Here is a 25,072-nt window from a genome sequence, read left to right as displayed (position 1 = left end):
ATCAGCCTCCCTGCATCGGCGACAGCACTTCCAGACGGCAGCCCGCCTCCAGCTGCTGGCTCTCGTAGCGCGAGCGCGGCAGAAACTGGCCGTTATAGGCGCTGGCGACGCTGGCGGCGTCGATGTGCCGCTCGCGCAGCAGCGCCGCCACGTTGGGCGCCTCGGTCTCTACCTGCTGGCCGTTGAGTTCAATTTGCATGATTCGACTCCTCGCTAATCTGCTGGATAAGCTGTTGCGCCATCGCTGGCGCCAGTAAAAAACCGTGGCGGTACATGCCGTTAACGGAGAAAACGCCGTCACGGTAGCGTACTTCCGGCACGTTCAGGGGCCAGGCGGGACGCCGGCCAGTGCCGGTTTCCACGATGCGCGCCTCCGCCAGCGCTGGGTGAATCGCCCAGGCGGCGCCGAGCAATTCCATCAGGGCGCGGGCACTGATCGGGCTGCTGTCGTCGCTCTCCACCATGGTGGCGCCGAGCATAAAGCGCCCGCCGGCGCGCGGCACCAGATAGCAGGGAAAGCGCGGATGCAGCAGGCGGATCGGGCGTGAAAAGTGGAGGTCAGGGCTGTGCAGGATCGCCATCTCGCCGCGCACGGCGCGCAGATCGGGCTGCCGATCCGCAGCGTGAATGCCGCGGCAGTCGATGATCCTACCGCCGGGCTTGCCGTGATGAAAGACGACGCCGCGCGCCGTCAGGCTGGCGCGCAGCTGGCGCAGCGCCTCGCGCGGATCGACGAGATGCGCCTCGCCGGGGAAAAACAGGCCGCGCGCAAAGCGTCCTGCCAGCGCAGGTTCAAGACTAGCGGGATCGGCCCACTGATGCGCGCGGGTCATGCGCGCGAAGCGCGTCAGCTCAGCGGCGTCGCGCGGCGGCGCCACCACCAGCGTGCCCTGCCGGACTACGCCCTCGACGCGCTGCGCCCACCACTCTGCGGCGTCCATTCCCAACTCCACCACCGTCGGCGGCGCGCTCTCCCCTTCACAGAAGGGCGCTAGCATACCGCCCGCCCAGTGCGAGGCGGGCGTTTCATCGCTGAGGATCACCTCGACGGATTCGTCTTGCTCCGCCAGCAGGGTGGCGACGCACAGCCCAGCGACACCGCTGCCGATCACCGACCAGTGGCTCATAGCGCACGCTCCACCAAGAAAAGGGTTATAAGGTTATAGCTGTTCACGTTGGCCTCGACGTTGAGGAACCGTGATACCGAGAGGGAAAGAGCGTGAGAGGAAAAGCAGCTCGCGCGGCAGGCGGCAATGAGATACAAGTCTTCCTATGCCAGTATCAACTGGGTCAGGTTCAAAGGGTCGCTGAACCGCGCAGTGCGCTATGTCTCTCAGTCTCTCAGTCTCTCAGTCTCTCAGTCTCTCAGTCTCTCAGTCTCTCTAGCGAGACTCCCCCGACGGCCATTAGTTGTAGGGTAACTGCCTACCCGTCGTCAAGCAGGTTGTGTTAATCAGGCGTTAAATCTCCCGCCTCACTGCGCGTGGTCAGCACCGCGGCGGCGGCGCTCGCTCAATACGGTGTATATGCCGGCGCAGGCGACTACTGAGGTGCCGATCAGCGTCATCTTCGCCGGCAGCGCGCCGGTGAATATCAGGCCAATCATCACCGACCAGAGCAGCAGGCTGTAGTAAAAAGGCGCCAGCAGCGAGGCGTCGGCGTAGCGCATGCTCAGCGTCAGCAGGATTTGCGTCAGACCGCCAAACAGCCCGCACCCCAGCAGCAGCAACAGCTGCTCGCCGTGCGGAATGGCCCAGCCGAACGGCAGCGTCAGCAGCGAGGTTGCGCCTGTCATGGCGATAAACCAGAAGGCGATGGCGCCGGGTCGCTCTTTGCCGCTGAGATAGCGGATCTGAATCAGCGCGCCGGCGGTGCAGAGAGCGGAGAGCAGCGCCAGCAGGACGCCGACCGACGAGGCGAGGCTCTCTACCGACAGTCTGGGCGGGCCGCTGAGCGAGAGGTGTCCCGACACATAACCACGATGCCGGCAGAGCCGGCGATCACCGACAGCCAGCGGTTGAGCCGCACCGTTTTCGCGTAGCACCATGGCGGCAAGCAGCACGGTAAACAACGGCGCGGCGTAGTTGATGGCGGTCGCGTCGGTCAGGGAGATATACATCAGCGAGAGGTGGCTGAGATACATGCTGCAGGTGCCCGCCAAGCCGCGACCGAGGTGGCCCCTGACTTTGCGCGTTTTGATGCCCTGCAGAATGCCTCCCTGCGCGTGCAGCCAGATCAGTAGCGTCAGAATGCCGACCAGCGAGCGGAAGAAGATCACCTCGCCCACCGGCAGCGCGCCCGCCAGACCCTTAACGCAGGCGAGCATCAGCGTCGAGCTGAGCGTCACCATCACCTTCAGAGAAATACCCGCTGACGCGCTCACACCGCGCTCCTTATTCTATCCGGCTGAAAAGTCAGCTGTCAGCCTGACACAGGCGCGCGGCGGATGCGGCGTGAAACCGGCCGCAAAACAGCGTCTTATGTTTTTGTTCGCCGGTCAGCAGCATAAACCGCAGCACGATCGGGCGGCGACCAGAGAGCAGCTATTTATTTACCGCGCTGGCGTTTGCCAAATAAAGGCGCGTGCGCCACTGCACCATTGTTCGTCGCCAGACAAGGGCGTCGCTCAGGTAATAATTTTATTCGCAGTGAGGATTATTTTGCGGACGCGACGGCGCGCGCCGCTCTTTTTTCCCGCTGCGCCGAGTGGGTAAGCGGGTGGCGGAAGGAATTTTTACCAGGCTGAATGGTAAATAAAACTAAAATGGTTTAAGCCTCGCTTTACTCTCTTGGTAAAGCCTTTAACTTTCAATAACATCATTAGCAGTAAATAAACCCTGGAAAAAAATTACCCATCCGCCATTAATTTAGCCAGAGTGGATTATTATTAAACCTGTGCCTGTAAAACAGGTTTAAATAGCGCCAGGCAAAATTGAATGTAACAAATTTCACATTTGTGCCAGGCTTAATTTCATCAGAAAACGATGTGCAAGGAGCTAAGCATGACAACGCAAAACGACAAAACACTAGTCCCGATTGAGTTTCCGAAACCGCCTTTCCCCGAACAGAAACAGCCTATTCCGGGTCTCGCCAATAAAATGGATCCGGTTCCGGATCATGGGGAAACCAGCTATCGTGGCACCGGCCGTCTGACCAGGCGCAAAGCGCTGATCACCGGCGGCGACTCCGGCATTGGCCGCGCTATCGCTATAGCTTATGCCCGCGAAGGGGCGGACGTGGCGATCAACTATCTGCCGGACGAAGAGTCTGACGCGGCGGAAGTGATTAAGCTGATTGAGGCGGAAGGCCGTAAAGCAGTTTCCATTCCCGGCGATATCCGCGACGAAGCCTTCTGCCAGTCGCTGGTGAAACAGGCAGTCGACCAGCTTGGCGGGCTGGACATTCTGGTGAACAACGCCGGTCGTCAGCAGTTCAACGAGTCGATCCGCACGCTCTCTACGGAAGATTTCGACGCCACCTTTAAAACCAACGTCTACGCCATGTTCTGGATCACCAAAGCGGCGGTCGACCATCTGCCGCGTGGCTCGTCCATTATCAACACCTCCTCGGTGCAGGCCTATAAGCCAAGCGATATTTTGCTCGACTATGCGCAGACCAAAGCAGCCATCGTCGCCTTTACCAAGGCACTGGCGAAGCAGATCGGCGAAGAGGGCATTCGCGTTAACGCCGTAGCACCGGGTCCTTACTGGACGCCGCTGCAGGTATGCGGCGGTCAGCCGCAGGAGAAGGTCAAAGAATTCGGCAGCAGCGCGCCGCTGGGCCGTCCTGGCCAGCCGGCGGAAATCGCGCCGCTCTACGTTACCCTCGCCTCTGCCGAAAGCAGCTACACCTCGGGGCAGGTATGGTGCTCCGATGGCGGCACCGGCACGCTGTAATTTTCGGTCTCCACCCAAACTGGACGCCCTGCGCGGCCAGTTTTACGTTTCCGGTCAATGCGTTTTCAGACAAGGATGCTGCTGATGAAAAACGGTAATTACCACTCGCCCATGCGCGAGAAAAGTTTTGTTGGTCTGGGCGACTACGCTGCCATTGGCGAAGGACGATCGGTGGCGCTTATCGCCCCTGACGGCGTGATTGACTGGTGGTGTGCGCCCAATCTGGATTCACCGCCGCTGTTTAATCGCCTGCTCGATCCCGGCATCGGCGGCTTTTTCTTGCTTACGCCAACCCAGCCCTACCGCATGCAGCGTCGTTACCGCGATGAGAGTAACGTGCTGGAAACCTGCTTTACCACCGGACGAGGGCGAAGTGCGCCTGACCGAATCCCTGAACAGCACGCTGGCGGGCCGTCTCCCTAGAGCGAGCTAGCGCGGCACATCGAGGGCGTGCGCGTCAGCATGACGCTGAAGCTGCACCTGAGCTTCGGTACCGTGGCGGAGACGCGCTCGCCGTGGATGGGCAACACCTCGCAGGGCAACGTGTTTAATATCGGCGATATCATGGCGATGCTGCGCACCAGCGACAACGTCACCATTACCCATATGGATGATGAGCTGGTGAGCGCCGACATCACGGTGCGGGAGAATTCGCGCTCGCTGGTGGCGCTGCTGATCAACCAGCGCGAGCCGCTTGCCGTGCCTGATCTCGACGCCATCGACACGCGCATCGAAACCAGCCATACCGCCTGGCAGGACTGGTGTCAGAGCCTGAGCTACGAGGGCGGATATGCCGTTCACGTCAAACGCTCCGCCCTGTCGCTGAAGTTTCTCTGGTACTCCCCGACCGGCGCGCTGGCCGCCGCGGCGACCACCTCACTGCCGGAGGGAATCGGCGGCGAGAAGAATTACGACTACCGCTACGCCTGGGTACGCGACACCTGCCTGATTATCAAATCCTTCGTCTACCTCGGCGCGCTGGAGGACTACAAGGCGGCCTTCTCCTAGCTGTCGCAGACCATTATGCGCCACGGCGTCGAGCTGCGGACCTGCTACACGCTGGAGGGCGATATAGTGCCGGCGGAACGCTATCCTACGCTTCGCGGCTATAAAAATTCGCAGCCGGTGCGCGTCGGCAATAACGCGCGCGACCAGCGCCAGCTCAGCATGTACGGCTATATGCTCGCCACGGCGCTGCTGTTTATCGAGGCGGGCCACGTGCTGGATCTTAGCACTTCTCGCCTGCTAGGACAGCTGGCGAACCACTGTGCCGATCGCTGGAGGCTGGAGGATTCCAGCATCTGGGAGCTGCCCGACGAGCAGCACTATACCCACTCGAAAATGGCCTGCTGGCTGGCGCTTGACCGCGCGGTTGCGATGGCGATGGCGCGCCATATTGAGCCGACGTGGATGGAGCGCTGGGAGCGCGAGCGCGACCGTATCCGCGACTGGGTTGAAACGCACTGCTAGTCGGAAAGCCAGCAGGCTTACCTGTTCTATGTCGGCAGCGAGGATCGGCTGGACGCCTCGCTGGCGCTGGTGCACCACCACGGCAATGCGGTCAATCCTGAGCGCATGCGTTCCACCTATAACGCCATTCAGCACGAACTGGGTCACGGCCACGCCATGCTCTACCGCTACAGCGGCGTCGAGGAGGAAGAGATTACCTTTATCGCCAGCTCTTTCTGGCCGGTGGAAACCTGGGCCTCCATGGGCGATATCGATAAGGCCCGAACCTGCATGAAGGAGATCCTGGCATCGCTGTGCGATCGCGGCAACGTGGAGATTTTCAACGAAATGTTCGACGTTCGCACCCTGGAGTGGCGCGGTAACCTGCCGCGATTTGCGCCGCGCAGGCGATGAGCTTTCATCAACACAATCAAAAACTCAAGGAGAATCCTGATGGCGACCAGAGGCATTGAGCATACCGGCAGCAGGCAAAAAAGGCCGCCAGAACAGCCGTTAAGGCTCCTGAGTTCGCCCGTCAGGCGTACTCGCCCATGAAATAACGCAAGCATGGCGAGCGTAACACCGGCGCTTATTATTTTATCCACGGCGCAATTTTATTTAACCCTCGCGTTATCGCTCGGCATAAATAACCCTCACATCGCGAAGCGCATTTATTTCCTGTGACTTAATCACTTGTGACCTTATATATTACTCCGCTTTAATTAACCAGCCTCACCTCGCCGTCTGCCGACGAAGTTAAAAACGCGCATTCAGGCCGAGGTTCCAGCTCAGCTGACGCGCGTCGCTGTCGCCACGCCAGCGAAGGCGTTGATGCGCTCGCCTGACTGGCGACTAAAGGCGGTGCGCGTCGAGCTGGGTCCGGCGGTGACGCGCGAATCATCGTCACCAAAGCGATGGCGGTAGCTCACTTCGGCCAAGGGATTCACCTGCTATTGCTGACTGTCGATGCGCCAGCCAATCGCGCCGATCTGCGTATAGCGCGTCTGGTCGCCGTAGCGCATCGCGGTGCTACTGTCGCCCTGCTCGCGGTAGCCGCCGACGCGCCCGTAGTCGAGCGCGTAGCTGACGACCGGGCCGGTGGTCAGGTGCACACTCAGCGGGATATCCCAGCCCGCCTGAAGTCGCATGCCGAGCAGTTTGCCGCCGCTGTTACCCTGTTCGGTTCGGCTGGCCGGGCCGATATTTACCTCACGCTGAATATCATCGAAGTAGAGATCGTCGCAGTGCAGATCGCCGTTAATCCCCCCCCTGCCCACCCAGCTGCAGCTGGCTGTAGAGCGCCACCAAGTCGCCGTGCAGGTGGTAGTCGAAGCGGGACGACGGTTGCTGGCGCTGGCTGGTGCGCGCATAGATCCCCCCGCTCTGCCAGCTGTCGGTCGGCTGGTAGCCGACGCCGAGGGTAACGCTGGCGCTGGTGGCGTCGCCTCTGTTATCGATATGCTGACCGGCATAGCCGCCAAACACCACCGCCTCACCGGGCCGGTGCGGGCTGGCGGCGCTGCTGTTGAAGGTGGCCGGAGAGCGTCTGCTGCATATCGTCCGCCACGCCCTGCGTCGCCTGCGCCAGCGCCGCGACCTGCGCGGGCGCCGCCAGTATCGAGGCAATATAGTCCGCTATCATAGCGTGTACCGCTGGGCTGGGATGCAGCCGAGCGGCGAACAGCCAAGCCTGCTGGCTGGAGAAGCCCGGTGTGGTCGAGGCGAAGGCCGCCGCCGAGGTGCCGACGGGACATGCCGTGCCTAGGGTGTTGGTCGGCCCGTAGCGGGCGGGATCGGCAATCACCTCGCTGAACAGGCCGGCAACGTCCGCGCGCACTATGTTGTTGCCGCTGAGCGTCGCTAGGCCAGCCTCCTCCTGCTGGTTGTAGCCCGCCGTCAGCGCAGAGATCTGGCCGCTCAGCGTCTGCTAGGCGCGATAGAGCTGTTCCGCCAGCGCCGCCTCTGACGCCGGACCGAGCGCGCCCAGCACCGCCTGCATCATCAGGGGCGTTTCGCCCAGCGGCGGAACGGTGGGCACGATAACGGCGCCCGCGCCCGCCGCCAGCAAGGCTTTAACCTGCGCCGTCGCCGCCGCTACGCTGGTGCTGACGGCGGTCAGCCGGGCAGCCACGTCGTTGGCGCCCACCCAGTGCAGATAGAGGCCGTTGCCGTCGGCGCGGCCGCCGGTGGCGTTCAGGTAGGTGGCAAGCTGATCGGCGGTATTAAACAGCGGATCGAGCGGCGGCCGGGTGACCGCCCCGCCTTCGGCATAGTTGCTGCCGCCCTGCGACGACGGACGCAGCATCAGACCTTCACGCGTCGCCAGCAGTTCGTCATAGAGCGGATGCTGTGCGCCGTCCTAGGTGAAGCGGCCAACGTTGCCACCGTCGCTCAGACTGTCGCCAAATACGGTGAAGCTCTCCCACGCCAGGCGCATTTGTCGCCATCAGGGCGCTGAGCGCGACACATGCGGCGACGGTGCGCCGGGCTGTACGTACGCATCTTCATCATGGTCTCCAGTAAGCAGTTTGCAGGCGGCCCCCGGCGGCGCAGGCAATGCTGACGCCGCAGATAGAGAAGTACGTTAAGAAAGCGTTAAGGATGATGAATAAACGTTAGGCAGAGAGCGGCGAAATTACCAGCAGGTGGAACGTATTTAAGGCGGCGCGCAACAGTGCAGCGTCATCGTGACGGACGTTTAAAGCGGCGCTTGACGGTGTAGCGTCGACGCGGCGAACGCTTCAGGCGGATGCTTCAGGCGGGTTGAATTTGATAAATCCAGGCGGCAATCTGCGAGCCATCTTCAGCGTTCACTGTAACCGGCACGCGATCGTAGGCCTCTTCAAACGCGTCGAGCATCGGCCAGAGCTGCGCCAGGTGGGGTGAGTGGAAGATATAGCCCGCCACGGCATCTCCGCCCTCATCAAGCTCCTCGCCGCGCCGATGTGCGACAAGAACCGCCGCTACGCGCAGCAGGTGGCGCATGCGCTGGCTGAGGGCCGTTCTCCTGGCGATTTCCCGCCAGAGAATTATGAAACGGGCCGGCGCACCCTCGACCTCGCCTGATCCCGCGCCGCGCAGCGCACACTGCGCGGCTGTTTCTGCTACACTGCCGCCACCCTTTGTCTGGCTACTTACTCGCATGAACGCTCGCCATCAACAGATTATCGAACTCGTCAACGCACGCGGCAGCGTCGCGGTCAGCGAACTGGCCCAGCTGACCGGCGTCTCTGGAGTCACCGTGCGTTAGGATTTAACCCAGCTGGAGCGCGACCGTTTTCTCCGACGCGTGCATGGCTCCGCGCTGGCGCTCGACAGCGATAAAGTTGGCATACGCATGCATACGCGCTATGACCTAAAATAGGTGTTGGCCAGCCATGCCGCCAGCCTGATAGAGGCCGGCGATGCGGTGTTTATCGAGGTCGGCAGCAGCAACGCGCTGCTGGCGGAGAGAGCCGACGTCACGGTGATCACCGTCAGCCACTTTATCGCCCATCTGCTGAAAGAGGCGGCGTGCGAAGTGATCGTGCCGGGCGGCCTGCTGCAAAAAAGCAGCCAGTCGATGGTGGGGCCGCTGACGCGCTACTGCGTTCAACAGGTGCATTTCCATAAAGCCTTTGTTGGCGTTGACGGCTGGCATGTGGAAACCGGCTTTACCGGCCGCAATATGCTACGCTGCGGCGTGGTCGACGCGGTGCTGGCGAAAGGCGTACCCACCTGAGCGCTGGCCGACTCCTCGAAATTCGGCCTTATTTACCCCTACCCGCTCTCGCCCGGTTATCGGGTCAATCAGGCAATTACCGACAGCGGGCTGAGCGATGCCGTGATGGCACAGCTGGCGGAACAGGGCGTGGCTGTAACGCGCGTCGCCGTTCCAGCCTGAATGGCCTAAATCTTCATATGATCGATTAGCGCCCGCAGCTTGAGCGCCAGGTTTTTCCTGCCGGGAAAATAGAGATAGAAGCCGGCAAAGGTTGGCAGAAAATCTTCCAGCAGTGGCACCAGCTCGCCGCGCGCGATATAGGGGCGATAAGTCTCCTCCATGCCAAAGGCGATGCCAGCGCCTGCGCAGGCGGTGTACACCATAATCCCCGTATCGTTGGTGTTGAGCTGCGCATTGACCGCGACATCAAACTCCCTGCCCTCTTCGGCAAACTCCCAGCGATAGGGCGCGACGTCCGGCTCGCGCCGCCAGCCAATGCAAACGTGCTGCAGCAGTTCCAGCGGATGCTGCGGCGTGCCGTGTCGCGCCAGATAGACGGGCGACGCCACGGCGATTTGCCGCTGGCGCGCTGATACCGGTACCGCAATCATATCCTGCGCGATGATTTCGCTGAGCCTGACGCCTGCATCGTAGCCCTGCGCCACGATGTCGAACTCCTCCATCCGTCACCGTAATATCCAGCAAGATTTGCGGATAGCGCTGTAGAAAGCGTGCAAGCAGGTCACCGTTGATAAAGCGCTCCGCAATGGAGGAGACGGCCAGCCGCAGCTGTCCGCGCGGTTCGCCCGCCAGCACGGTGACCTCGCTCACTGCCCGGTTAAGCTGTGCCATCGCCGGCGCCATCTCGGCATAGAGCCGCTCGCCCGCCTCCGTCAGGCTGAGGCTGCAGGTGGTGCGATGGATCAGCGAGATGTGCAGCCCCGATCTTCCAGCCGCCGCAGCGCCTGGCTGATTGCTGGTCGGGTCACCCCTAACTGCTCCGCCGCCAGCCGAAAGTTGCGCGTCTCCGCCAGCGTAATAAACACCTCGAGGGCGTTTTTGTCACTCGGCATCGGTTACTCTCAGTTACCAGTGAGGTAAGGAATGGATGGATTCTCTTTATAGTCCAGCGCACATAAGATCGCCAGACACTTCACGACGGGAGCCAAACCACGAACAAAAAAGTGATACTGATTACCGGCGCATCCAGCGGCATTGGCGCGGGCATCGCACGCAAGCTGGCGGCCAGCGGCGCCATTCTGCTGCTAGGCGCGCGCCGTATCGATCGCCTGCAGACGCTGGCGGAAGAGCTACAGCAGCACGGCGTTGAGGTTGCCGTGGCGCCGCTGGACGTAACCTCGCGCCTTTCGGTGCAGCAGGTCGCGCAGGTCGCACTGGATAAATGGGGACGTATCGACGTGATGATCAACAGCGCAGGCGTTATGCCGCTGTCGCCGCTGGCCGCGCTGAAGGTGGATGAGTGGGACCAGATGATTAACGTCAATATCAAAGGGGTGCTGTACGGCATCACCGGCGCGCTGGCCGTTTCGCCGACGGCTGCCGTCTACTGCGCGACCAAGTTTGCGGTGCAGGCGATCTCAGACGATCTGCGGCAGGAAAATACCCAGCTGCACGTCACCTGCGTTCATCCTGGCGTGGTGGAAAGCGAGTTGGCTGGCACCATTATGGACGCCTCTGCGGCGGCACTGATGAACGAGTATCGGGCGATTGCACTGCAGCCGGACGCGATTGGGCGCGCGGTACGTTTCGCCATCGAACAGCCAGATGAGGTTGACGTCAGCGAAATCGTAGTTCGCCCTACCCGCTCGCCCAACTGAGCCGCAGCGCGGTTTATCTTTTCTCTCGCAACAAAAAACGCTGCCTTGCGGCAGCCTTTTCCGGCACGTCCCTGTGCGACCATCCGTTATTTATAGAGTTCAGCGGTCATATAGACACCGTTGTCAGCGCGGGCGCTGGTGATTTTGAGCTGCTTGCGCCCTCAGCCTGCGCTTTCGCGGCAATATGGGCTTCGGCGCTGTCCAGCGTACTGCCGTGCGCGGAGGTGCTCTGAGCGGCGACGCTGCTGAAAGAGATCGCAGAGAGTGCGGCAACAGCGGCGATAGCAATCATTTTTACGTTTTTCATGGTCAAATTCCTTCTTAAGGTTAATGCGAGGCAACATGCCTTCGATAAAGACAATGATAAATATAGTTACTATTGCATTGCTAACAAAAAAATGCGCTTTTCCGTTTGGCTAATTTGCTATGCCGTCACTGACGGGCTGGCTACATTCTGCTGCGCTGAAAAGGCGATGCTGTTTTTGTTGCGGTGACTATGCTGTGCTCCGCCCTGAAGCTTGCACCAGCGTTCGTACGATTGGACAGGCGAAAGCGATCGTCGCAGATAAAGGTGTTTACGCAGTGAGGACGGACGCTGTGCTGTTAAGTATTGGCGGCGCAGGGTGTGACGCGGCATCTTGCGACACTTCCGTTGGAATAAAAAAACCAGCCGTGACTGGCTGAGGCGACTGCACGCGCCGTGCTGATTACAGTGGTTGCAGCAGCGTTCTGTTCTCCGCTGGCCACTGTGCCTGAGGGAAAAGCGAGAGCCGGACGTTATACAGATGGAACAGCGGCGCATAGAGCGCGCTGTTCGCGTGCGCGGCCGCGTCCAGCGCCATCAGCAGCAGGTTCAGCTCCTCCAGCAGCAGCTGATGAGTCTGAGACTGTAGCTGCCTGATGCGCTGCCTGAGGAACAGCCGCAGCTCGCCAAAAAAGCGATCGCTGCTGATGCCTGACTGCGCCAGCTCAGAGTGATGCCGCGTATAGAAGTCATAGCAGTTGGCGCCTAGCCAGGCTTCGGTAATCAGGTTGCCGCCTGCCGCCAGTTCGGCATCACTGTCGAGACGTTTTCGCGGCAGAATTACGTTTACCTTCTCCAGCGTGCGCGCGACATACTGCTGACGCATCACCAGCGAGGCGCTGTTCAGCTCAACCGCCGTAATAAACTGCAGCAGCTCGCGCAGCCCTTTGCGCAGCGCGCGCTTTGCCGTCCAAGAAGGACGCTTGTTGCGGATAACTGCAGTGACAATCACCGCAGCGGCGATACCGGTCAGCGTTGAAAGCAAAGCGTTAATAATCAGCAGCAGATTGGGTTTGAAGTCGTGGCTCATGCCAATCAGTCCTGGGATCTACGTGGCGACAATCAGACCGATCAGGTTCATCTTGGGATAGGCAATCATCAGCCCTAGCGCAATTAGGCCTGGCGCCAGGCAGAGGATCATCGCTTCAAAGCTGGTGGCTTCAGGGATCAGCAAGGTCACGTACAGCATGCTGATGCCGATGGCCACAACGACGCCTTTCAAAAAGATTTTCATTGGCGCCAGCGGACTGTCCATCGCGGCAAAAAAGGAGCAGATCACGGGCGCGGTCGAGCCGTCGACCCATCTGCTGCCGATCCAGAACAGGCAGGTAAAAAAGGTGGCGCAAAAGGCGGTAAAACAGGAGAGCAGCAGCATGCCTTTATCGATATGCCGATGGCTGCGCCTGCTTTTCCTTGCTCTGGCGCTGGGCGTCAGGTCGCTGACGCGATCGCCGACCGTCTGATACGCTTCTGCAATACGTACAAAGTTCAGAAACCTTTCCAGTAGGCCCGCCAGCAGCATGCTTTTCTCCGTCTCCAGCTCACCGCTTTCCCAGTCGCTTTTCAGCTGCTGCAGCGCGGAGATCAGCGCCTGTGGGATGGCTTGCGTTTCCGCTCCGTGCGCTTCGCTGCTCAGCCAGCGCAGAAAGTGCTGAAAGACCGCTGCGACCGTTGGGGGAAAAACGATGTTGCGCTCCGCCAGCAGGCTAAGCCGCGCCTCAATGACTGTCAGCATGGGGAGTAAATAGGAGATGTGCTGATACTGTACGCTCACCAGCCGGATTAGCCGTCGCGCGGCTTGGCCTTCATAGACGCAGTGCGTAATCAGCGTTTCGACATTCAGCGGATAGTTCGCCATCTGCGCCAGGATATCTTCTCGCTCAGGCGACTTCTCTTTTGGCATCGCGTTCAGCAGTTCGCTACAGAGCTTTTTCGCGTTCTGATACCAGGCGCTGACGCTCTGCTCCAGCAGACTGCTCATGGTGACTGGCAGAATAAGCCGGTGCACAAGGCTGATGCAGAGAATGGCGACGCTGATCTCTTCAATGCGCGAAATAACAGTATAGGTGATATCCGCAGGCGCGGTGACGTCAGGAAAGCCCATGATCGCTGCGCTGTAGCCAGCCAGCCAGCCAGCCAGCCAGCCAGCCAGCCAGCCAGCCAGCATAAATATATAGCTTTTGGGCGTGCGGGCGTGCAGCGACAGTTAAGAGGCAGAGCGCGACCCACAGCGAGATGCACAGACTAAACAGTATCGGATCCTGCACTGTGGATGGATAGATAAAAAGAACAAACAGTCCGCCGAGCAGCGTACCGAGAAAACGGAATACCGCTTTAGAGATGGTCGAGGCCGAATAGAGTTGCGATGCAACGTAAACGGTGGTGAGCGACCAGGCGGGTTCATCCAGATTAAGTTCAAGTGCGATATAGAGCGCTAAAATGCGGCGAGGCAGGTTTTGTCGGAGAACAGCAGCACGCTTTTTGAAAACCACTTCATACAGTGAACGGATCTCTGGCAGGCATTTTTTTGCCGGTATCCTATCAGATAGCGTACGATTTGGCTCCTTGATCGCCCCTGCAAATTATTAACGTGCTAAGCATTTACTCCTGCCGCGAACGGCTCACACCAGCTGAGCCAGATGTCAGTAATGACAGCGGCGCGGTGACCTGTTTCCCGGCAGCATAAGCAAACGTATTTGGTTATTTCTCAGACCGGAGCACACCTGTCAGGATGAGCTAAAACCATAGAGATAAATTTATGAACCTGAATGGAATGCTTACTGGCATTGCTGCCGCGGCGCTCATTGTTTCTGCTTCCCATGCTGTTGCCGCGCCAGAAACGGTAAATGTCGGCTATTAGAAAGCTAACATTTTTGCTCTGCTGAAGTATCGCGGCACGCTGGAAATGCGGCTGGAGAAACAGGGCGTTAAAGTACGCTGGGTTGAGTTTCCCGCATGGCCGCAAATGCTCGAAGAACTGAATGTCGGCAGTATTGACCTCGCAGCGACAGGCGATACGCCGCTCGCCTTTGCCCAGGCTGCGCAAGCTGGCCTGGTCTATTTGGGACATTCGCCGGCTAACCCGAAAACAGAGGCGATTGTTGTCCCCACTGCTTCGGCCATTCATAGCGTCCGGGATTCGAAGGGCAAGCGAGTAGCCTTGAATAAAGGCTCCGACGTCAACTATCTACCGATTGCCACGCTGGAAGGGGCGGTCTCACCTATAAAGATATTACGCCGGTTTATCTGGCGCCTGCCGATGTGCGCGCGGTATTCCAGAAGGGCGCAGTAGATGCCTGGGTGATCTGGGATCCCTGGCTTGCTGAAGTAGAGGCCAGCAGTGGCGCACGTCAGGTGCGTAACACTGAAGGACTAGTGCCGCATTACACATTCTATCTGGCGAGGCGCCAGTTTGCGGATAACGAACCTGAGGTAGCGAAAGAGGCACTGGATGAGTTAAGCAACCTGAGCAGCTGGGCGAACCAGCACCAAGCTAACGCAGCAGCCATACTTTCTCACTCTGCGGGTCTAGATAAACGCATCTGGCAAACCACGCTGGCGCAATTACCTTATGGCGTTGAGCGTATGACCGAGCAAACTTTTAGAGAGCAGCAAAAGCTGGCTGACACCTTTTTCCGCGTGATGTTCGCTCAGCGACCTGGGCCGCGGATAAAAAATAGTACTGATAACTCTGACAGGAGCAGAGGCTGTTTCAGGTTGAAATTTCTGGCGATTTCAGCCTGAAATTCCTCGACCATCTATTTAATTTTCAACAGGTTAGAGTTTAAATTGCGCTGGCGAACCTATTCTTTTATTGGCCTGCCTGCTGCAGTAACAGCAGCAGGCTGAGAGATGACCTGGCGCGCAGCCGTCTGGAAAACAGCGTGTAGCAAATTGAAGTGAAATACTGGCGATTTCAGGCTGAAATATTGCGAGAGAAAGTTTATAAAACAGGATGTTAGCGGTAAAAATGGCCTGTCGAATCCAGCGGGCGAAAAGGGATGTTAACAATCAGGAGAGAAGGCATCCGGGCAGGTGCGCTACCCGGATGAATCGATTAGCACTCGCCCAGATGTTTTTTCAGCGTCTCAGCGATGACCTTATCAAGCTCTTCCTGTAGCTCTTTCGATTGCCGGTTGAACTCATAGCTGAAGACGCGACCGCGCATTTTTTTGCGCGCATAGCGATCTTTGTCAGCGAAGGTCCAGAGGGTTTCCGACAAGACTTTCTCTTTGGCTGGCGTCTCAGTCAGCGTCTGGCTGCCGTTACGAACCAGGCGCAGAATATGATTTTTAACTTCATCTTCTGCCAGCCCTTCGCGGGCGCAGACGGTATCGACGTCAACGGATACCGTCTCGATCAGCCGTTCAACAGGCTGTCCGGTTTCTGCCAGCTTTTCTGCCGCCATCAGCAGCATTTTGTAGTCGGGATAGGTCAGCTCTGAATGGTTGGGAAAAAGCGATATCAGCTCTGCCGGCACGCTGGCTGCATGCAGGGCGCGCGTCACTTTCGCCTGTGACAGCTCCTGGCTCTCGGCAATCTCCTTCTGCGACATGCCGCCGTTTTTCAGCGAAAGCAGGCGTAGCCCGACCTCACGCAGATTGTGCTCGCGCGCGGTCTGGATATCCTGCGCCAGCTTACGCGCCTCTTCCGTGGTAATGGCCGTATCGGAAACCAGAATATCCAGCCCGGTTTTACAGTAGATAGCCGCAGCACGACGGCGCGAACCATCCAGGATTTCAATTCGCCCATCGCGCTTGACGCCGATGGCGGGGAAGAACTGCTGCAGCTTGATAGTGCGAATGATGTCGCGCAGCGAATCGGGCGTCAGGCCAGCCTGGTCACGGCCATTGGTTTCCAGCACGACAAAGGTTTGCTGCTCCACATATCTGGCGTCGATGCGCTCAAGATGAAACAGGGCACGTTTGCCGGTCGAAAGAACAAAGGTTTGCGTTGGGCTTTCGGAAGCCTGCTCATTCTGCAGAGGTGTCTGGCTGAAGGTTCGGCCAATCGTAATTCTTTTTGCGCTCATTGTGACCTCAGTTCAGGCGGATAAATTCAATACGGTCAAACACCGCTTTGGCAAAGTCTTCTGCCGCGGAGCGTGCATTCTTCAGCGCTTCGCTGCTGCCGACATAGGTAGAGGGGTTGGCCGATATCACCGTATCGAAAGACTCCCCGCAGCGTTCGAAGCCATCCAGACGCGGTAAGGCCGCATCCAGCATATCGCCACCGAAAATCTCTTTCGCCAGGCTGTGACACAGCTTGTGGTCCGCTTTATTGGATAGTTTGGACATAAAGCCAATATTGCCCTGCAGACGGCAGGGCGCGCCGGAGGCTTCGATGATGTCGATCAGTTCCGGCAGGCGCGTCAGGTATTTCAGCGTGGAGTGAAAATCGACCTGTGCTGGCGGTACCGGCGTCATCAGCAGATCGGAAGTGGCGATGGCGTTTTTCAGGAAGGCATCCAGATGCGGGCCGCTGTCGATAAAGATAAAGTCATAGTCTTTGGTCAGCTTGGCGATGACATTCTCATACAGTACCGCATGCACGTTTTGACCGGGCAGATGTTCGGCGCAAAGCTCATCCCAGCGCGAGGCGATAAAGGCGTCGTCAATAGAGGCGGGCAGAACGTCCACGCCTGGTACGATAGAGGGCACGATAAACTCTTTTAAAAGCTCTTCTCGGCTGACGTTTTGCAGCATGGCCTGGGCCGCAGTCGCCTCTACCAGCCCGACAGAACGCACATGATTAAGGAACATCGTAGCTGATGACTGCGGATCCAGATCGATGACCAGAATGCGTAAGTCCTCATACAGCAGATGAGGATGCGCGCGGAGTGCATGAGCAAGGGAAACGGTAGAAACAGTTTTCGATACGCCACCTTTCAGATTGCCGACGAAGATTGTATAGGCTTCCCCGTGGCGATCGCGGTATTTAGGTACGCCGCGGTGGTGGTAGATATCGATGATATTCTCAATCGACATAGCGTATTTAGTCGAGCTGCCCGCCGCGCGTTTATCGAACTGGTATCCGCCTTCTTCCATCTCATTGACGGCATAGTCTACGCTGGAGCGAGTCAGCTTCGGCAGCTTTGCCAGTGCCGCCTTGGCATAGACCTGATAAAAAGTGTTTTCATGCAGCTCTTCTTTCTGCGCCTGAATCTGTTCCGTCAGGCTAAGAAGCATGCGTTCGGAACGCTTTGCTACCTTCTGAATCTGCTTTTCGTCGTTAGCCACACTTGCTCCATATATGCATGATTTACGACTTTATACATAAATCCTGCATGTTGGTCAATAAGTTATCTTTTCAACCTGATTGAATAGCAATGTTAAACAGGACGTGTTGCTAACAGTGTGTTTAAACGTTCACTGTAATCAGTAATCCGCAATGCATGCGCGAGAGTTGCTGCTTTATCAGGCAGAAAGGAAAGATTCACTGTAATCAGTAGTGGAAAGGATGATCCTTTGCGCTCTGACCATCGGTTTATGCCTACCTGTCAGGCGCGCGCACGCCATGCCGGAACGCCTGTCGCGCGGCATAAAAGGCTGCTAAAGGCTCGGCATATATGTGCGGCGTTCACTCTGATCGGCAGCTTTAGCCGGGTTGGAGGGTATGCGTGGCGCTTTTAGCCGTCTCTGCGTCAGTTCTCTCCCTATGCAACGTTCACTGTAGTCAGTAAGACGCGGGCTAAACATTCACTGTGATCAGTAACGATGATTGCACTGGCATGCGGGACAAGATTAGCGCTAGGCTACTAGCTGAAAGATTCACTGTAATCAACAAATGCGCGCAGGCCATGTCAGCCAGCACAGGGAATAGGGCACAAGGGGAGCAGGGCCAACAGGCAAAGAACGGGATACAACGTTCAGACGGCGCGGGATAACACGGCCCAGGCGCACAGGATAACAAGGCCCCGAAGCTCGCAATACCAATGCTCAGTGCGTTAAGCAGCGGAGAAAAACGTCGTCCCTGCAGCAGCACGCAAAGCAAAGTCGCCTGACAGCAGGACGCGGGAAGCCACGCTCGTCAGGGCAGGGCAGAACTCCGTCGAAACGTTCACTGTAATCAGTAGGCATTCACTGTAGTCAGTGACCAGGTGTCCGGTGGCATAAGGAGTGTACAAAGTGAGACTGGAAAAAGGGTAAGTCAGACACATGAAGAGAAACAGAGCTTGATAAACGGAAGCTGAGGCCAGGGGAGCAGACTGAAAGGGCTGGGAGAACAGAGGCTAGCTAAGAAGAACAGGAGCAGGTGTTGAAGTGGCTACCTGCCAATTGATCCTGTCAAAATCCGCTAACGTGCACTGTAATCAGCCGGCCAGACTGAAATTCCCTTTGGGCAAACAGCCATCACTGATAGGCGACGAATACCCTGAGACCTTCAGAGCGGTTGGTAGACGGATGACGGGGAGCAGCAAGTTACTGTTCACTGTAATCAGTACATCCCAGGCGAGAAGCACATGGGGGAAGCAAATCATTCACTGTAATCAGCAGTTGGCCTTCCAGCATTGCCAGCGTGCTATGCTGGCGCATACAGTTAAAAGCCATTAAATATTTTATTATCAGTATCTTAACTACATAACGATACGCGAAACACCCAGCTGACCAGCAAAAGATTCACTGTAAACAGTAAACAGACAGGGCAGACGCTGCGCGGCATAACGTTCACTGTAATCAGTGTTGTCGGGAACAAGCGGATAACAAGATAAAGCCTTGCGCATGTAAGTAAGCGATAACCCTACCTAAACACATGAAATATATGATATTTAAGCAATCCGCAAAGCTAAGCGGTGTTTTTACCGCTGAGCCGCCTGCTGATTACAGTGAACATTACTCCTCACAGTGAACACATACTGTGCCTGCGCCACACTGGCGTAGAGCCATAAAAAACGGCTGTCTTCCTCAATTAGAAACGACAGTCGTTGTGCAGTGCTGATTACAGTGAACCTGACGGGCTACTCATCAAAATCTAGCTCATCCAGCGCGTCGATGCTTTCCAGACTGCCGATGCCATCTAGCTTTGGCGTGCGGCTATGAATAATAAAAAACACCGACCGGCCGCGCTTAACCTCTGAATAATCAAGGTAACCAATCTCCTTCAGCTGCTCCATCGCGCGCCGTACTACGTGATTCTGGGTGGTGATTTTAGAACCTAGATTAAGGCGCATACGCAGACGCGCCAGCGAAATAGGGGCGGGATTAGTGGGCAGGCTTTCCAGAAAGGTATACAGCGCCTGCGCCGACTCTTTGCGCTTAAGTCGAGAAATGGCCCGAAGCTGCAGCAGAACCTTGTGATCGAAGTTATACAGCTCAAATAGCTTAGGGTCCGCTTGGATCCTGACAACATCTTTCTCGCGGTCGTAATAGGCCGACTGCACCAGATGCGTATGGTACGCCTTGCCGTTGCCCTCAAAGGAGAGAGTATTGGTAGCGATGCGCCGCAGCGAGGCGTCGAGGCGCTTACGCAGCGCAGCAGAAGAGTTTGCGGAGGGAATGCCGCACATTTTAACGAAATCTATAAAGGGCAACGTCACCGTGTCGCCCCTGGTGGGATAGCGCGAAAAGGACTGAATGATGCCGGCCCAGGTTTTGAAATCGTTATCCATGTCCAGACGCGCGCCGGTAATGGTAATCTTCTCGTAGCCTTCCGCTTTCACCAGCGACAGGTTCTTCAGCTCTTTGGTCGCGTCCGTTGAGGCCATCGCGCCTGAATTACCATGCGCCGTCGATTTCAGGGTCGGAACAAACAACCCCAGGCGCATCAGCGCGACGGGTTGCACGGTATTATTCTTGTTAGGATGAAGCTGAATAACTTCACCACTGTTTTTGGTCACCGACAGAAAAGGATCAAGTAACCCTTTGTTTTCTCTCTCGTTATCTGCCATGGCATCAGATCTTCATTATGTGGATGAAAGGGATCGTTTTCTGACTACAGTGAACACTATCACTGATTACAGTGAATATTCTACAGTATGCAGTGAATAAATTACTGATTACAGTGAACCCTTTACTCATTATAGTGAACACGATCACCTCCTCAGCCCTTGTCTGGCAAGGCCTGCGACGATCAGGGATCTCTTTGGATCTATTTAGGGTCTCTATATGATCGTTTACTGGGATCTACTTTCTGTATATGTGGATAACTCCTCAAAGCGAGCAGCCTGAGATAAAAACGGCGCGATCGTCACAAACGGCCTGCCTGACTTTCCTATTCACAAAACAAAAATAACTTGCTCACTATTATTCATTTTTCATCAAGAACTGAGAAGCGTAGGGTAAAGTCACTATTCCTTAACACTGATTGAGAGGCTCTATGATCGATTACAGACCGATTACACTGTTCCAACCAATCCTGCTACCGGCGAGTTTCTGGCCCGTAATCCGATGCAATCACCGGCTGAACTGGACAACGCGCTGAGCCAGAGTGCTGACGCTTACCGCCAGTGGCGTAACAGCGAGATGGCTGAACGCTTAACAGTACTGCGTCAGCGTGAACCTGAACTGTCATGCACCATTACGCTGGAGATCGGCAAGCCCGTCGCACAGGCGCGCGCAGAAATCCTCAAATGCGCCGCGCTCTGCGACTGGTACGCCGAGCACGGTCCTGCAATGCTGGTCGACCAGCCTACGCAGGTCGCGAATACCTGGCAACGCTTTAAACCGATCGACGCCTCGCAGTTATGCCGTGGAATTTTCCGTTCTGTCAGGTGTTACGTGGTGCGGTCGACATGCTGCTGGCAGGCAGTGTCTACGTGCTCAAGCACGCGCCGAACGTTAATGGGCAGCGCCACGCTGATGGCTGAGCTGTTTGCCGCCACCGATCTGCCTGAATATGCTTTTACATTGATTAATGTCGACAACGATGGTGTCTCTGCAGCGATTAAAGATCCTCGCATTGCCGCGGTGGCCGTTACCGGCAGCGTCAGGGCCGGAGCCGCGCTGAAGAAAACTGTACTGGAGCTAGGCGGCGCGGATCCCTTTATCGTGCTGGCTGACGCCAATCTGGATGAAGCGGTGAAGTCCGCCGTCACGGGGCGTTACCAGAACGCCAGGCAGGTCTGCATGGCCGCCAAACGCTTTATTGTCGAAGCCGCCGTTGTGGAAGAATTCGAAGCGCGTTTCAGCGCCGTGGTACAGGCGTTAACCTTGGGCGATCCGCTGGATGAAAACACTTTCCTCGGGCCGATGGCGCGCTTTGATCTGCGCGACGAGCTGCATCAGCAGGTAGAACGATCGCTGCAGGAAGGGGCGCGACTGGTGCTGGGCGACGAGAAGATCGTCGGCGTGGGCAACCACTATGCGCTAACTATCCTCTCTGACGTGACGAACGACATGACTGCTTTCAGTGAGGAGATGTTCGGCCCCGTCGCCGCCATTGCCATTGCCCGCGATGCGGACCATGCGCTGGCGATTGCTAACGACAGCGAATTCGGCCTGAGAGCAACCGTCTGGTCAGACGACAGCGCCATCGCCGATCGCGAAACTGGCGCGGTGTTTATCAACGGCAACGGCGCGTCCGATCCGCGCGTCACCATCGGGGGCGTGAAGAAGAGCGGCTACGGCCGTGAACTACCGCACTTTGACGTGCATGAGTTCTGCAACATTCAGACAGTCTGGAAAAACCGCCACTAATCTCTACTGCGCGGCCGGGAGCTAAGCTCCCGCTTTTGCCGTTAAAGGGCGTCAGCAGCCGCTGAGGCGCAAAATCGGCGAGCATTGCCGACCGTTTGCCGGCGATCACCTCTTCCGCCACCAGCTCACCCAGCAACGGCGCCAGCGTCATGCCGCTGTGCATCGCCATGAGATAGACCCGCTGGCGCGGCGTCACATAGCCCATCGCAGGCAAGCCGTCGGCCGGACGCGAGCGCTGGCCCACCTCAATGCTGGCAAGGCGCGCGCCCTGCGTCTGGCTGAACATCCGCCGCAGAAACTCCTGACCAATCAGGCCGTCAACGCTTGCAGGCCTGGCCGGATCGGCGTAGTCGTCCAGCTCCTGCAGCATTAGCCTGCCGCCGCCGTCCGGCCTGACGTTCAGCTCAGGTGAGATAATATTGCTGTTGATCTGGATCGGCAGTGGATCGGTATGCGCCAGAAAACTGCAGGCAACCTTGTCTGGTAGGTTGGCATCGGTCATCGCCAGCGTCAGCCCCAGCTGCATCAGCAGTTCCGGCGACCAGCGGCCCGTCGCCAGAATAATGCGATTGCCGCGCCACTGCTCACCGCTCGCCAGCTCCAGCGCTGCGCCGTCGGCGTACTCGCCGGATCCTTTCACCTGCGAGAGCAGCCAGCCGATCAGCAGGCTGGGATAGAGCGGGCATTCAGTGGGGAAGAAAACCGCCTGCTGAATATGAGAAGCGAGCTGCAGCTCGGGAAAGTGCGCCTGCACCGCGGGATCGGCCGCCCATTCCCAAGTGCCGGTTTCCAGCAGCCAGGGCGCCTGCGCACCCTACAGGGCGAGCACGCCCGCGCCGATAACGGCGATACGCTGCGTCATAGCACTCTCTTCTTTGGTTGGCTAAAACAGCGTTATAGCAAACCGGGCAGGCGGCGGGCCAATCGCTTTTCGTTCTTACGGCATAACAGGCGAAAGCAGGGGAGAGCGGGCAAAGCTGCCAGCTGGCTGGCGAACCGGCCACCTCGGCAAGGCGAAACCTAAAGCGGCTCCGGCGGCGCGCTGTCGCCCGCGTCGAGCGAGCGCTGCATAAAACGGGTATCCAGCTAGCGGTCATGCTTGTAACCCACCGCCTTGATCATGCCCGCCTCGCTGAATCCCAGCGCGCGGCCCGCGCCGCGGCCGGTATGCTCTGGATGAAGATAGATGGAATCCTCCAGCGTAAAGCGGTAGGCGTAGCGCGGACGATAGGGGGGTAAGATAAGCCGTAGCCGATAACCCGATCCGCCTCTAGCGCCACCAGCCAGATGCCACCCTTATCCAGCAGCGCGCGCAGCCGCTGCTGCATCTCTTCAACCTCCGGCGGCTCGGTTTCGAAGGTCGCGCTGCCGTGCAGCACGTGCCAGGCGTAGATCTGTTGCACGGCGGGCATGTGTGCGGCCGTGGCGGGGATAATATGCATAGCGTTCTCGTCGTTATTGTCGATCGCGCTATCTTACCGCTGCCGTCGCGCGACGGCAGCGGAGAGGGTCATAGGAAAATGTGATGGCTCAGCTGTACTCCATCACCAGCACCGCCAGCGTGTTCGGCTCCAGCGCGCGAAAGATATGCGGTTCGTCGCCCGTATAGCAGATGTAATCGTCGGGATGCAGCTCCACCGGCGAGGCGGCCGGGCCAACCAGTGCCCGTCCCTGGGTGACGATCAGATGCTCAGTGGTGCCGGGCGAGTGGGGCTGCGAACAGCGCTCGCTGCCTGGCTGCGTGTTCAGCAAATAGATATCGCGCCGCGCGCCGGGCGGGCACGTCGCCAGCAGCACCGCCTGATAGTCCGCCAGCTCAGCCGTGACGGTCGGGCCTTCGCCGCGGCGGATCACCTGCATGCGCTTCTCTTCCGGCTCCATCAGCCGCGCAAAGGGAATATTCAGCGCCACGCACAAGCGCCCACAGGGTTTCGATACTAGGGTTACCGTTGCCGGCCTCAAGCTGCGACAGCGTTGATTTGGCGATGCCCGTGCGGCCTGTTTGGCTACCATATTATGAATGACAAAAGCATAGTGTTCGGTATTTCGCAGTCTGGCCTGAAACAGCGATGTGTCGCCTTCTGGATGTGCGGAGCAGGGATCGCCCTGATCTGGCCACTGTCTGATAACCGGCGCCGCCGTCGGACAGTTTATCCCTGACGTCTCCGCCATCGGGCTGGACGCGGTTTTTCCGGCTATCTTAATCGCCCTGATACTTTCCCGCCCTGCGCCGCACTCTGCTGCCCGCTTCGGTCGGCGCGCTGCTGGGGACGCCGTGGGTGCCAGCGGGGATGCCGGTGCTTTTTTCACTGCTGGGATTGCTGAGCTGGAGGATGCATAAATGAGCCTTAAGAGCCTGATTGTCGCCGGTATCGCACTGCTGGCCGCCGAGACCTACCTGATTCGTCTGGCGGGCGTCAGGCCGGGCAACCGGCTGTCGATTACCGAACGCACGCAGACGCTGTTGTCAGATGCGGCCACGGTGCTGCTGCTGGCGGTCGCCGCCGCCAGTGCGCTGTTTGAAGGGGCGCACTTTGCCGGGCTGGCGCGCGTGCTCGGCGTCGCCTTTGCGCTGTTTCTCGCCTGGCGCAGGGCGCCGCCGATCGCCGTGATCCTCGGCGGCGCGTCGGGCACGTCGTTCACATGGCCGTTCACCAGAAAGCCCGACTTTTCCAGCACGCGCTGCGACGCCAGATGATCCTGCTGCACCGCGGCGTCAATTATCGGCAGGCCATATTCCTCAAAGCCGTATCGCACCATGGTGCGTGTAAACTCCGTTGCCAGCCCGCGGCCCTAGGCGCCCGTCTCCAGACGGTAGCCCAGGTTATTGACCGGCCGACCGCCGAACTCGCGCAGGCCAAAGCCGCCAAAGCTGACGATCGCCTGCGTCGTGTGGCGCAGGGCGATCACCATATTGCCGAAGCCTTGCCGCTGCCAGTGTGCCAGCCAGTTGTCTAGCAGCACGCGCGCTTCATCCTGGCTGCGCAGCGGCCCCACCGGGTTAAAGGCGTTCGTCGCCGGGTCGCCATAGATGCGGTAGAGCGAATCGATATCCTGCGCCTCAACGGGGCGCAGCGCGAGGCGTTCGGTGGTGATCTGCATGAATTCTCATCCTGTTCTGTTACGTCGACTGACGCGCGCTCCACAACATAGCCTGGCGGCAAGGGGAAGGCATCAGGGAGAGAGCTGTCATGGTGGACTGCACTGGCCAAATCGGAAAAGCGAAACAGGCGCCGCTTATCCCACGC

Annotated in this window: 13 protein-coding genes and 11 pseudogenes; 9 read left to right on the top strand and 15 right to left on the bottom strand. The window is 58.3% G+C overall.

The features are described from left to right. Position 1: 1 nt before the first annotated feature. The 3 genes from thiS to EIO60_RS00485 form a co-directional block, all read right to left on the bottom strand. Positions 2–199, bottom strand: coding sequence for a sulfur carrier protein ThiS (thiS, locus tag EIO60_RS00495; RefSeq protein WP_258575579.1), 198 nt, complete (start codon positions 197–199; stop codon positions 2–4). Then, entirely contained in the window at positions 189–1,127 is a 939-nt protein-coding gene (locus EIO60_RS00490) for an FAD-dependent oxidoreductase (protein WP_258575578.1), read from the bottom strand. The genes thiS and EIO60_RS00490 overlap by 11 nt, the downstream gene beginning before the upstream one ends. A gap of 347 nt (positions 1,128–1,474) precedes the next feature. Further along, a complete protein-coding gene (locus EIO60_RS00485) occupies positions 1,475–2,383 on the bottom strand; it encodes a DMT family transporter (RefSeq protein ID WP_309484662.1) in 909 nt (302 codons plus the stop codon). A 619-nt stretch (positions 2,384–3,002) separates the two neighbouring features. Between EIO60_RS00485 and EIO60_RS00480 the strand changes: the two genes are divergently transcribed. Together EIO60_RS00480 and EIO60_RS00475 are read left to right on the top strand one after the other, a co-directional pair. Next, on the top strand, positions 3,003–3,896 hold the full coding sequence (locus tag EIO60_RS00480) for an SDR family oxidoreductase (RefSeq protein WP_258575577.1): 894 nt from the start codon (positions 3,003–3,005) through the stop codon (positions 3,894–3,896). Positions 3,897–3,980: 84 nt separating this feature from the next. Further along, positions 3,981–5,759 (top strand): annotated as a pseudogene (locus tag EIO60_RS00475) (glycoside hydrolase family 15 protein). A 342-nt stretch (positions 5,760–6,101) separates the two neighbouring features. Here EIO60_RS00475 and EIO60_RS17045 read toward each other — a convergent pair. Together EIO60_RS17045 and EIO60_RS00450 are read right to left on the bottom strand one after the other, a co-directional pair. Then, positions 6,102–7,782: pseudogene (locus tag EIO60_RS17045) on the bottom strand (autotransporter domain-containing protein). 317 nt (positions 7,783–8,099) lie between these two features. Continuing rightward, the gene (locus tag EIO60_RS00450) at positions 8,100–8,252 is read right to left on the bottom strand and encodes a gamma-glutamylcyclotransferase family protein (protein ID WP_374058066.1); all 153 of its coding nucleotides are present in this window, start codon (positions 8,250–8,252) and stop codon (positions 8,100–8,102) included. On the opposite strand from EIO60_RS00450, the gene EIO60_RS16330 reads away from it, so the two are divergent. Then, the gene (locus EIO60_RS16330; RefSeq protein WP_374058065.1) at positions 8,232–8,411 is read left to right on the top strand and encodes a hypothetical protein; all 180 of its coding nucleotides are present in this window, start codon (positions 8,232–8,234) and stop codon (positions 8,409–8,411) included. The genes EIO60_RS00450 and EIO60_RS16330 overlap by 21 nt on opposite strands. Positions 8,412–8,487: 76 nt before the next feature. Continuing rightward, positions 8,488–9,228: pseudogene (locus EIO60_RS00440) on the top strand (DeoR family transcriptional regulator). Positions 9,229–9,233: 5 nt separating this feature from the next. Here the strand turns inward: EIO60_RS00440 and EIO60_RS00435 are convergent. Continuing rightward, a pseudogene (locus tag EIO60_RS00435) lies at positions 9,234–10,121 on the bottom strand (LysR family transcriptional regulator). Positions 10,122–10,232: 111 nt separating this feature from the next. Here EIO60_RS00435 and EIO60_RS00430 point away from each other — a divergent pair. Continuing rightward, complete coding sequence (locus EIO60_RS00430) at positions 10,233–10,886, top strand: SDR family oxidoreductase (RefSeq protein ID WP_258575572.1); 654 nt, start codon at positions 10,233–10,235, stop codon at positions 10,884–10,886. A gap of 106 nt (positions 10,887–10,992) precedes the next feature. Here the strand turns inward: EIO60_RS00430 and EIO60_RS00425 are convergent, their stop codons facing one another. Both EIO60_RS00425 and EIO60_RS00420 read right to left on the bottom strand, forming a co-directional pair. Further along, positions 10,993–11,193 (bottom strand): DUF1471 domain-containing protein, encoded by a 201-nt coding sequence (locus EIO60_RS00425; RefSeq protein WP_374058064.1) that lies wholly within the window; start codon positions 11,191–11,193, stop codon positions 10,993–10,995. A gap of 400 nt (positions 11,194–11,593) precedes the next feature. Further along, positions 11,594–13,687: pseudogene (locus EIO60_RS00420) on the bottom strand (FUSC family protein). Positions 13,688–13,963: 276 nt separating this feature from the next. On the opposite strand from EIO60_RS00420, the pseudogene EIO60_RS00415 reads away from it, so the two are divergent. Continuing rightward, positions 13,964–14,870: pseudogene (locus tag EIO60_RS00415) on the top strand (aliphatic sulfonate ABC transporter substrate-binding protein). A gap of 377 nt (positions 14,871–15,247) precedes the next feature. Here the strand turns inward: EIO60_RS00415 and EIO60_RS00410 are convergent. The 3 genes from EIO60_RS00410 to EIO60_RS00400 all read right to left on the bottom strand — a co-directional run bounded on the left by EIO60_RS00410 (position 15,248) and on the right by EIO60_RS00400 (position 20,077). Beyond that, entirely contained in the window at positions 15,248–16,222 is a 975-nt protein-coding gene (locus EIO60_RS00410) for a ParB family protein (RefSeq protein ID WP_258575571.1), read from the bottom strand. Between the two features lie 7 nt (positions 16,223–16,229). Next, the gene (locus EIO60_RS00405) at positions 16,230–17,378 is read right to left on the bottom strand and encodes an AAA family ATPase (RefSeq protein ID WP_258575599.1); all 1,149 of its coding nucleotides are present in this window, start codon (positions 17,376–17,378) and stop codon (positions 16,230–16,232) included. A 1,769-nt stretch (positions 17,379–19,147) separates the two neighbouring features. Next, positions 19,148–20,077, bottom strand: coding sequence for a RepB family plasmid replication initiator protein (locus EIO60_RS00400; RefSeq protein ID WP_258575570.1), 930 nt, complete (start codon positions 20,075–20,077; stop codon positions 19,148–19,150). 415 nt (positions 20,078–20,492) lie between these two features. On the opposite strand from EIO60_RS00400, the pseudogene EIO60_RS00395 reads away from it, so the two are divergent. After that, a pseudogene (locus tag EIO60_RS00395) lies at positions 20,493–21,824 on the top strand (aldehyde dehydrogenase family protein). Here EIO60_RS00395 and EIO60_RS00390 read toward each other — a convergent pair. From EIO60_RS00390 to EIO60_RS00380, 3 genes and pseudogenes are all read right to left on the bottom strand, one after another. Continuing rightward, the gene (locus EIO60_RS00390) at positions 21,721–22,617 is read right to left on the bottom strand and encodes an NAD(P)/FAD-dependent oxidoreductase (RefSeq protein ID WP_374058073.1); all 897 of its coding nucleotides are present in this window, start codon (positions 22,615–22,617) and stop codon (positions 21,721–21,723) included. The pseudogene EIO60_RS00395 and the gene EIO60_RS00390 overlap by 104 nt on opposite strands. 293 nt (positions 22,618–22,910) lie before the next feature. Beyond that, positions 22,911–23,266, bottom strand: a pseudogene (locus EIO60_RS00385) (GNAT family N-acetyltransferase). An 88-nt stretch (positions 23,267–23,354) separates the two neighbouring features. Beyond that, positions 23,355–23,820 (bottom strand): annotated as a pseudogene (locus EIO60_RS00380) (helix-turn-helix domain-containing protein); the annotation flags it as partial. On the opposite strand from EIO60_RS00380, the pseudogene EIO60_RS00375 reads away from it, so the two are divergent. Together EIO60_RS00375 and EIO60_RS00370 are read left to right on the top strand one after the other, a co-directional pair. Continuing rightward, positions 23,820–24,169: pseudogene (locus tag EIO60_RS00375) on the top strand (ABC transporter permease family protein); the annotation flags it as partial. The pseudogenes EIO60_RS00380 and EIO60_RS00375 overlap by 1 nt on opposite strands. After that, positions 24,166–24,522, top strand: coding sequence for an AzlD domain-containing protein (locus EIO60_RS00370; protein WP_258575598.1), 357 nt, complete (start codon positions 24,166–24,168; stop codon positions 24,520–24,522). The pseudogene EIO60_RS00375 and the gene EIO60_RS00370, both read left to right, overlap by 4 nt. A gap of 20 nt (positions 24,523–24,542) precedes the next feature. Here the strand turns inward: EIO60_RS00370 and EIO60_RS00365 are convergent. Next, a pseudogene (locus EIO60_RS00365) lies at positions 24,543–24,926 on the bottom strand (GNAT family N-acetyltransferase); the annotation flags it as partial. Positions 24,927–25,072 lie beyond the last annotated feature (146 nt).

The organism is Candidatus Pantoea persica, from assembly GCF_013753875.1.
Taxonomy (GTDB): Bacteria; Pseudomonadota; Gammaproteobacteria; order Enterobacterales; family Enterobacteriaceae; genus Pantoea; species Pantoea persica.
This window is presented reverse-complemented; position numbering and strand designations above follow the sequence as displayed.

Excerpts from the sequence above, each read along its gene's own strand:
- EIO60_RS00425 (WP_374058064.1), bottom strand. The coding sequence starts at position 11,193 with ATGAAAAACGTAAAAATGATTGCTATCGCCGCTGTTGCCGCACTCTCT.
- EIO60_RS00410 (WP_258575571.1), bottom strand. The coding sequence starts at position 16,222 with ATGAGCGCAAAAAGAATTACGATTGGCCGAACCTTCAGCCAGACACCT.
- EIO60_RS00490 (WP_258575578.1), bottom strand. The coding sequence starts at position 1,127 with ATGAGCCACTGGTCGGTGATCGGCAGCGGTGTCGCTGGGCTGTGCGTC.
- EIO60_RS00370 (WP_258575598.1), top strand. The coding sequence starts at position 24,166 with ATGAGCCTTAAGAGCCTGATTGTCGCCGGTATCGCACTGCTGGCCGCC.
- EIO60_RS00405 (WP_258575599.1), bottom strand. The coding sequence starts at position 17,378 with ATGCTTCTTAGCCTGACGGAACAGATTCAGGCGCAGAAAGAAGAGCTG.
- EIO60_RS00400 (WP_258575570.1), bottom strand. The coding sequence starts at position 20,077 with ATGGCAGATAACGAGAGAGAAAACAAAGGGTTACTTGATCCTTTTCTG.
- thiS (WP_258575579.1), bottom strand. The coding sequence starts at position 199 with ATGCAAATTGAACTCAACGGCCAGCAGGTAGAGACCGAGGCGCCCAAC.
- EIO60_RS00480 (WP_258575577.1), top strand. The coding sequence starts at position 3,003 with ATGACAACGCAAAACGACAAAACACTAGTCCCGATTGAGTTTCCGAAA.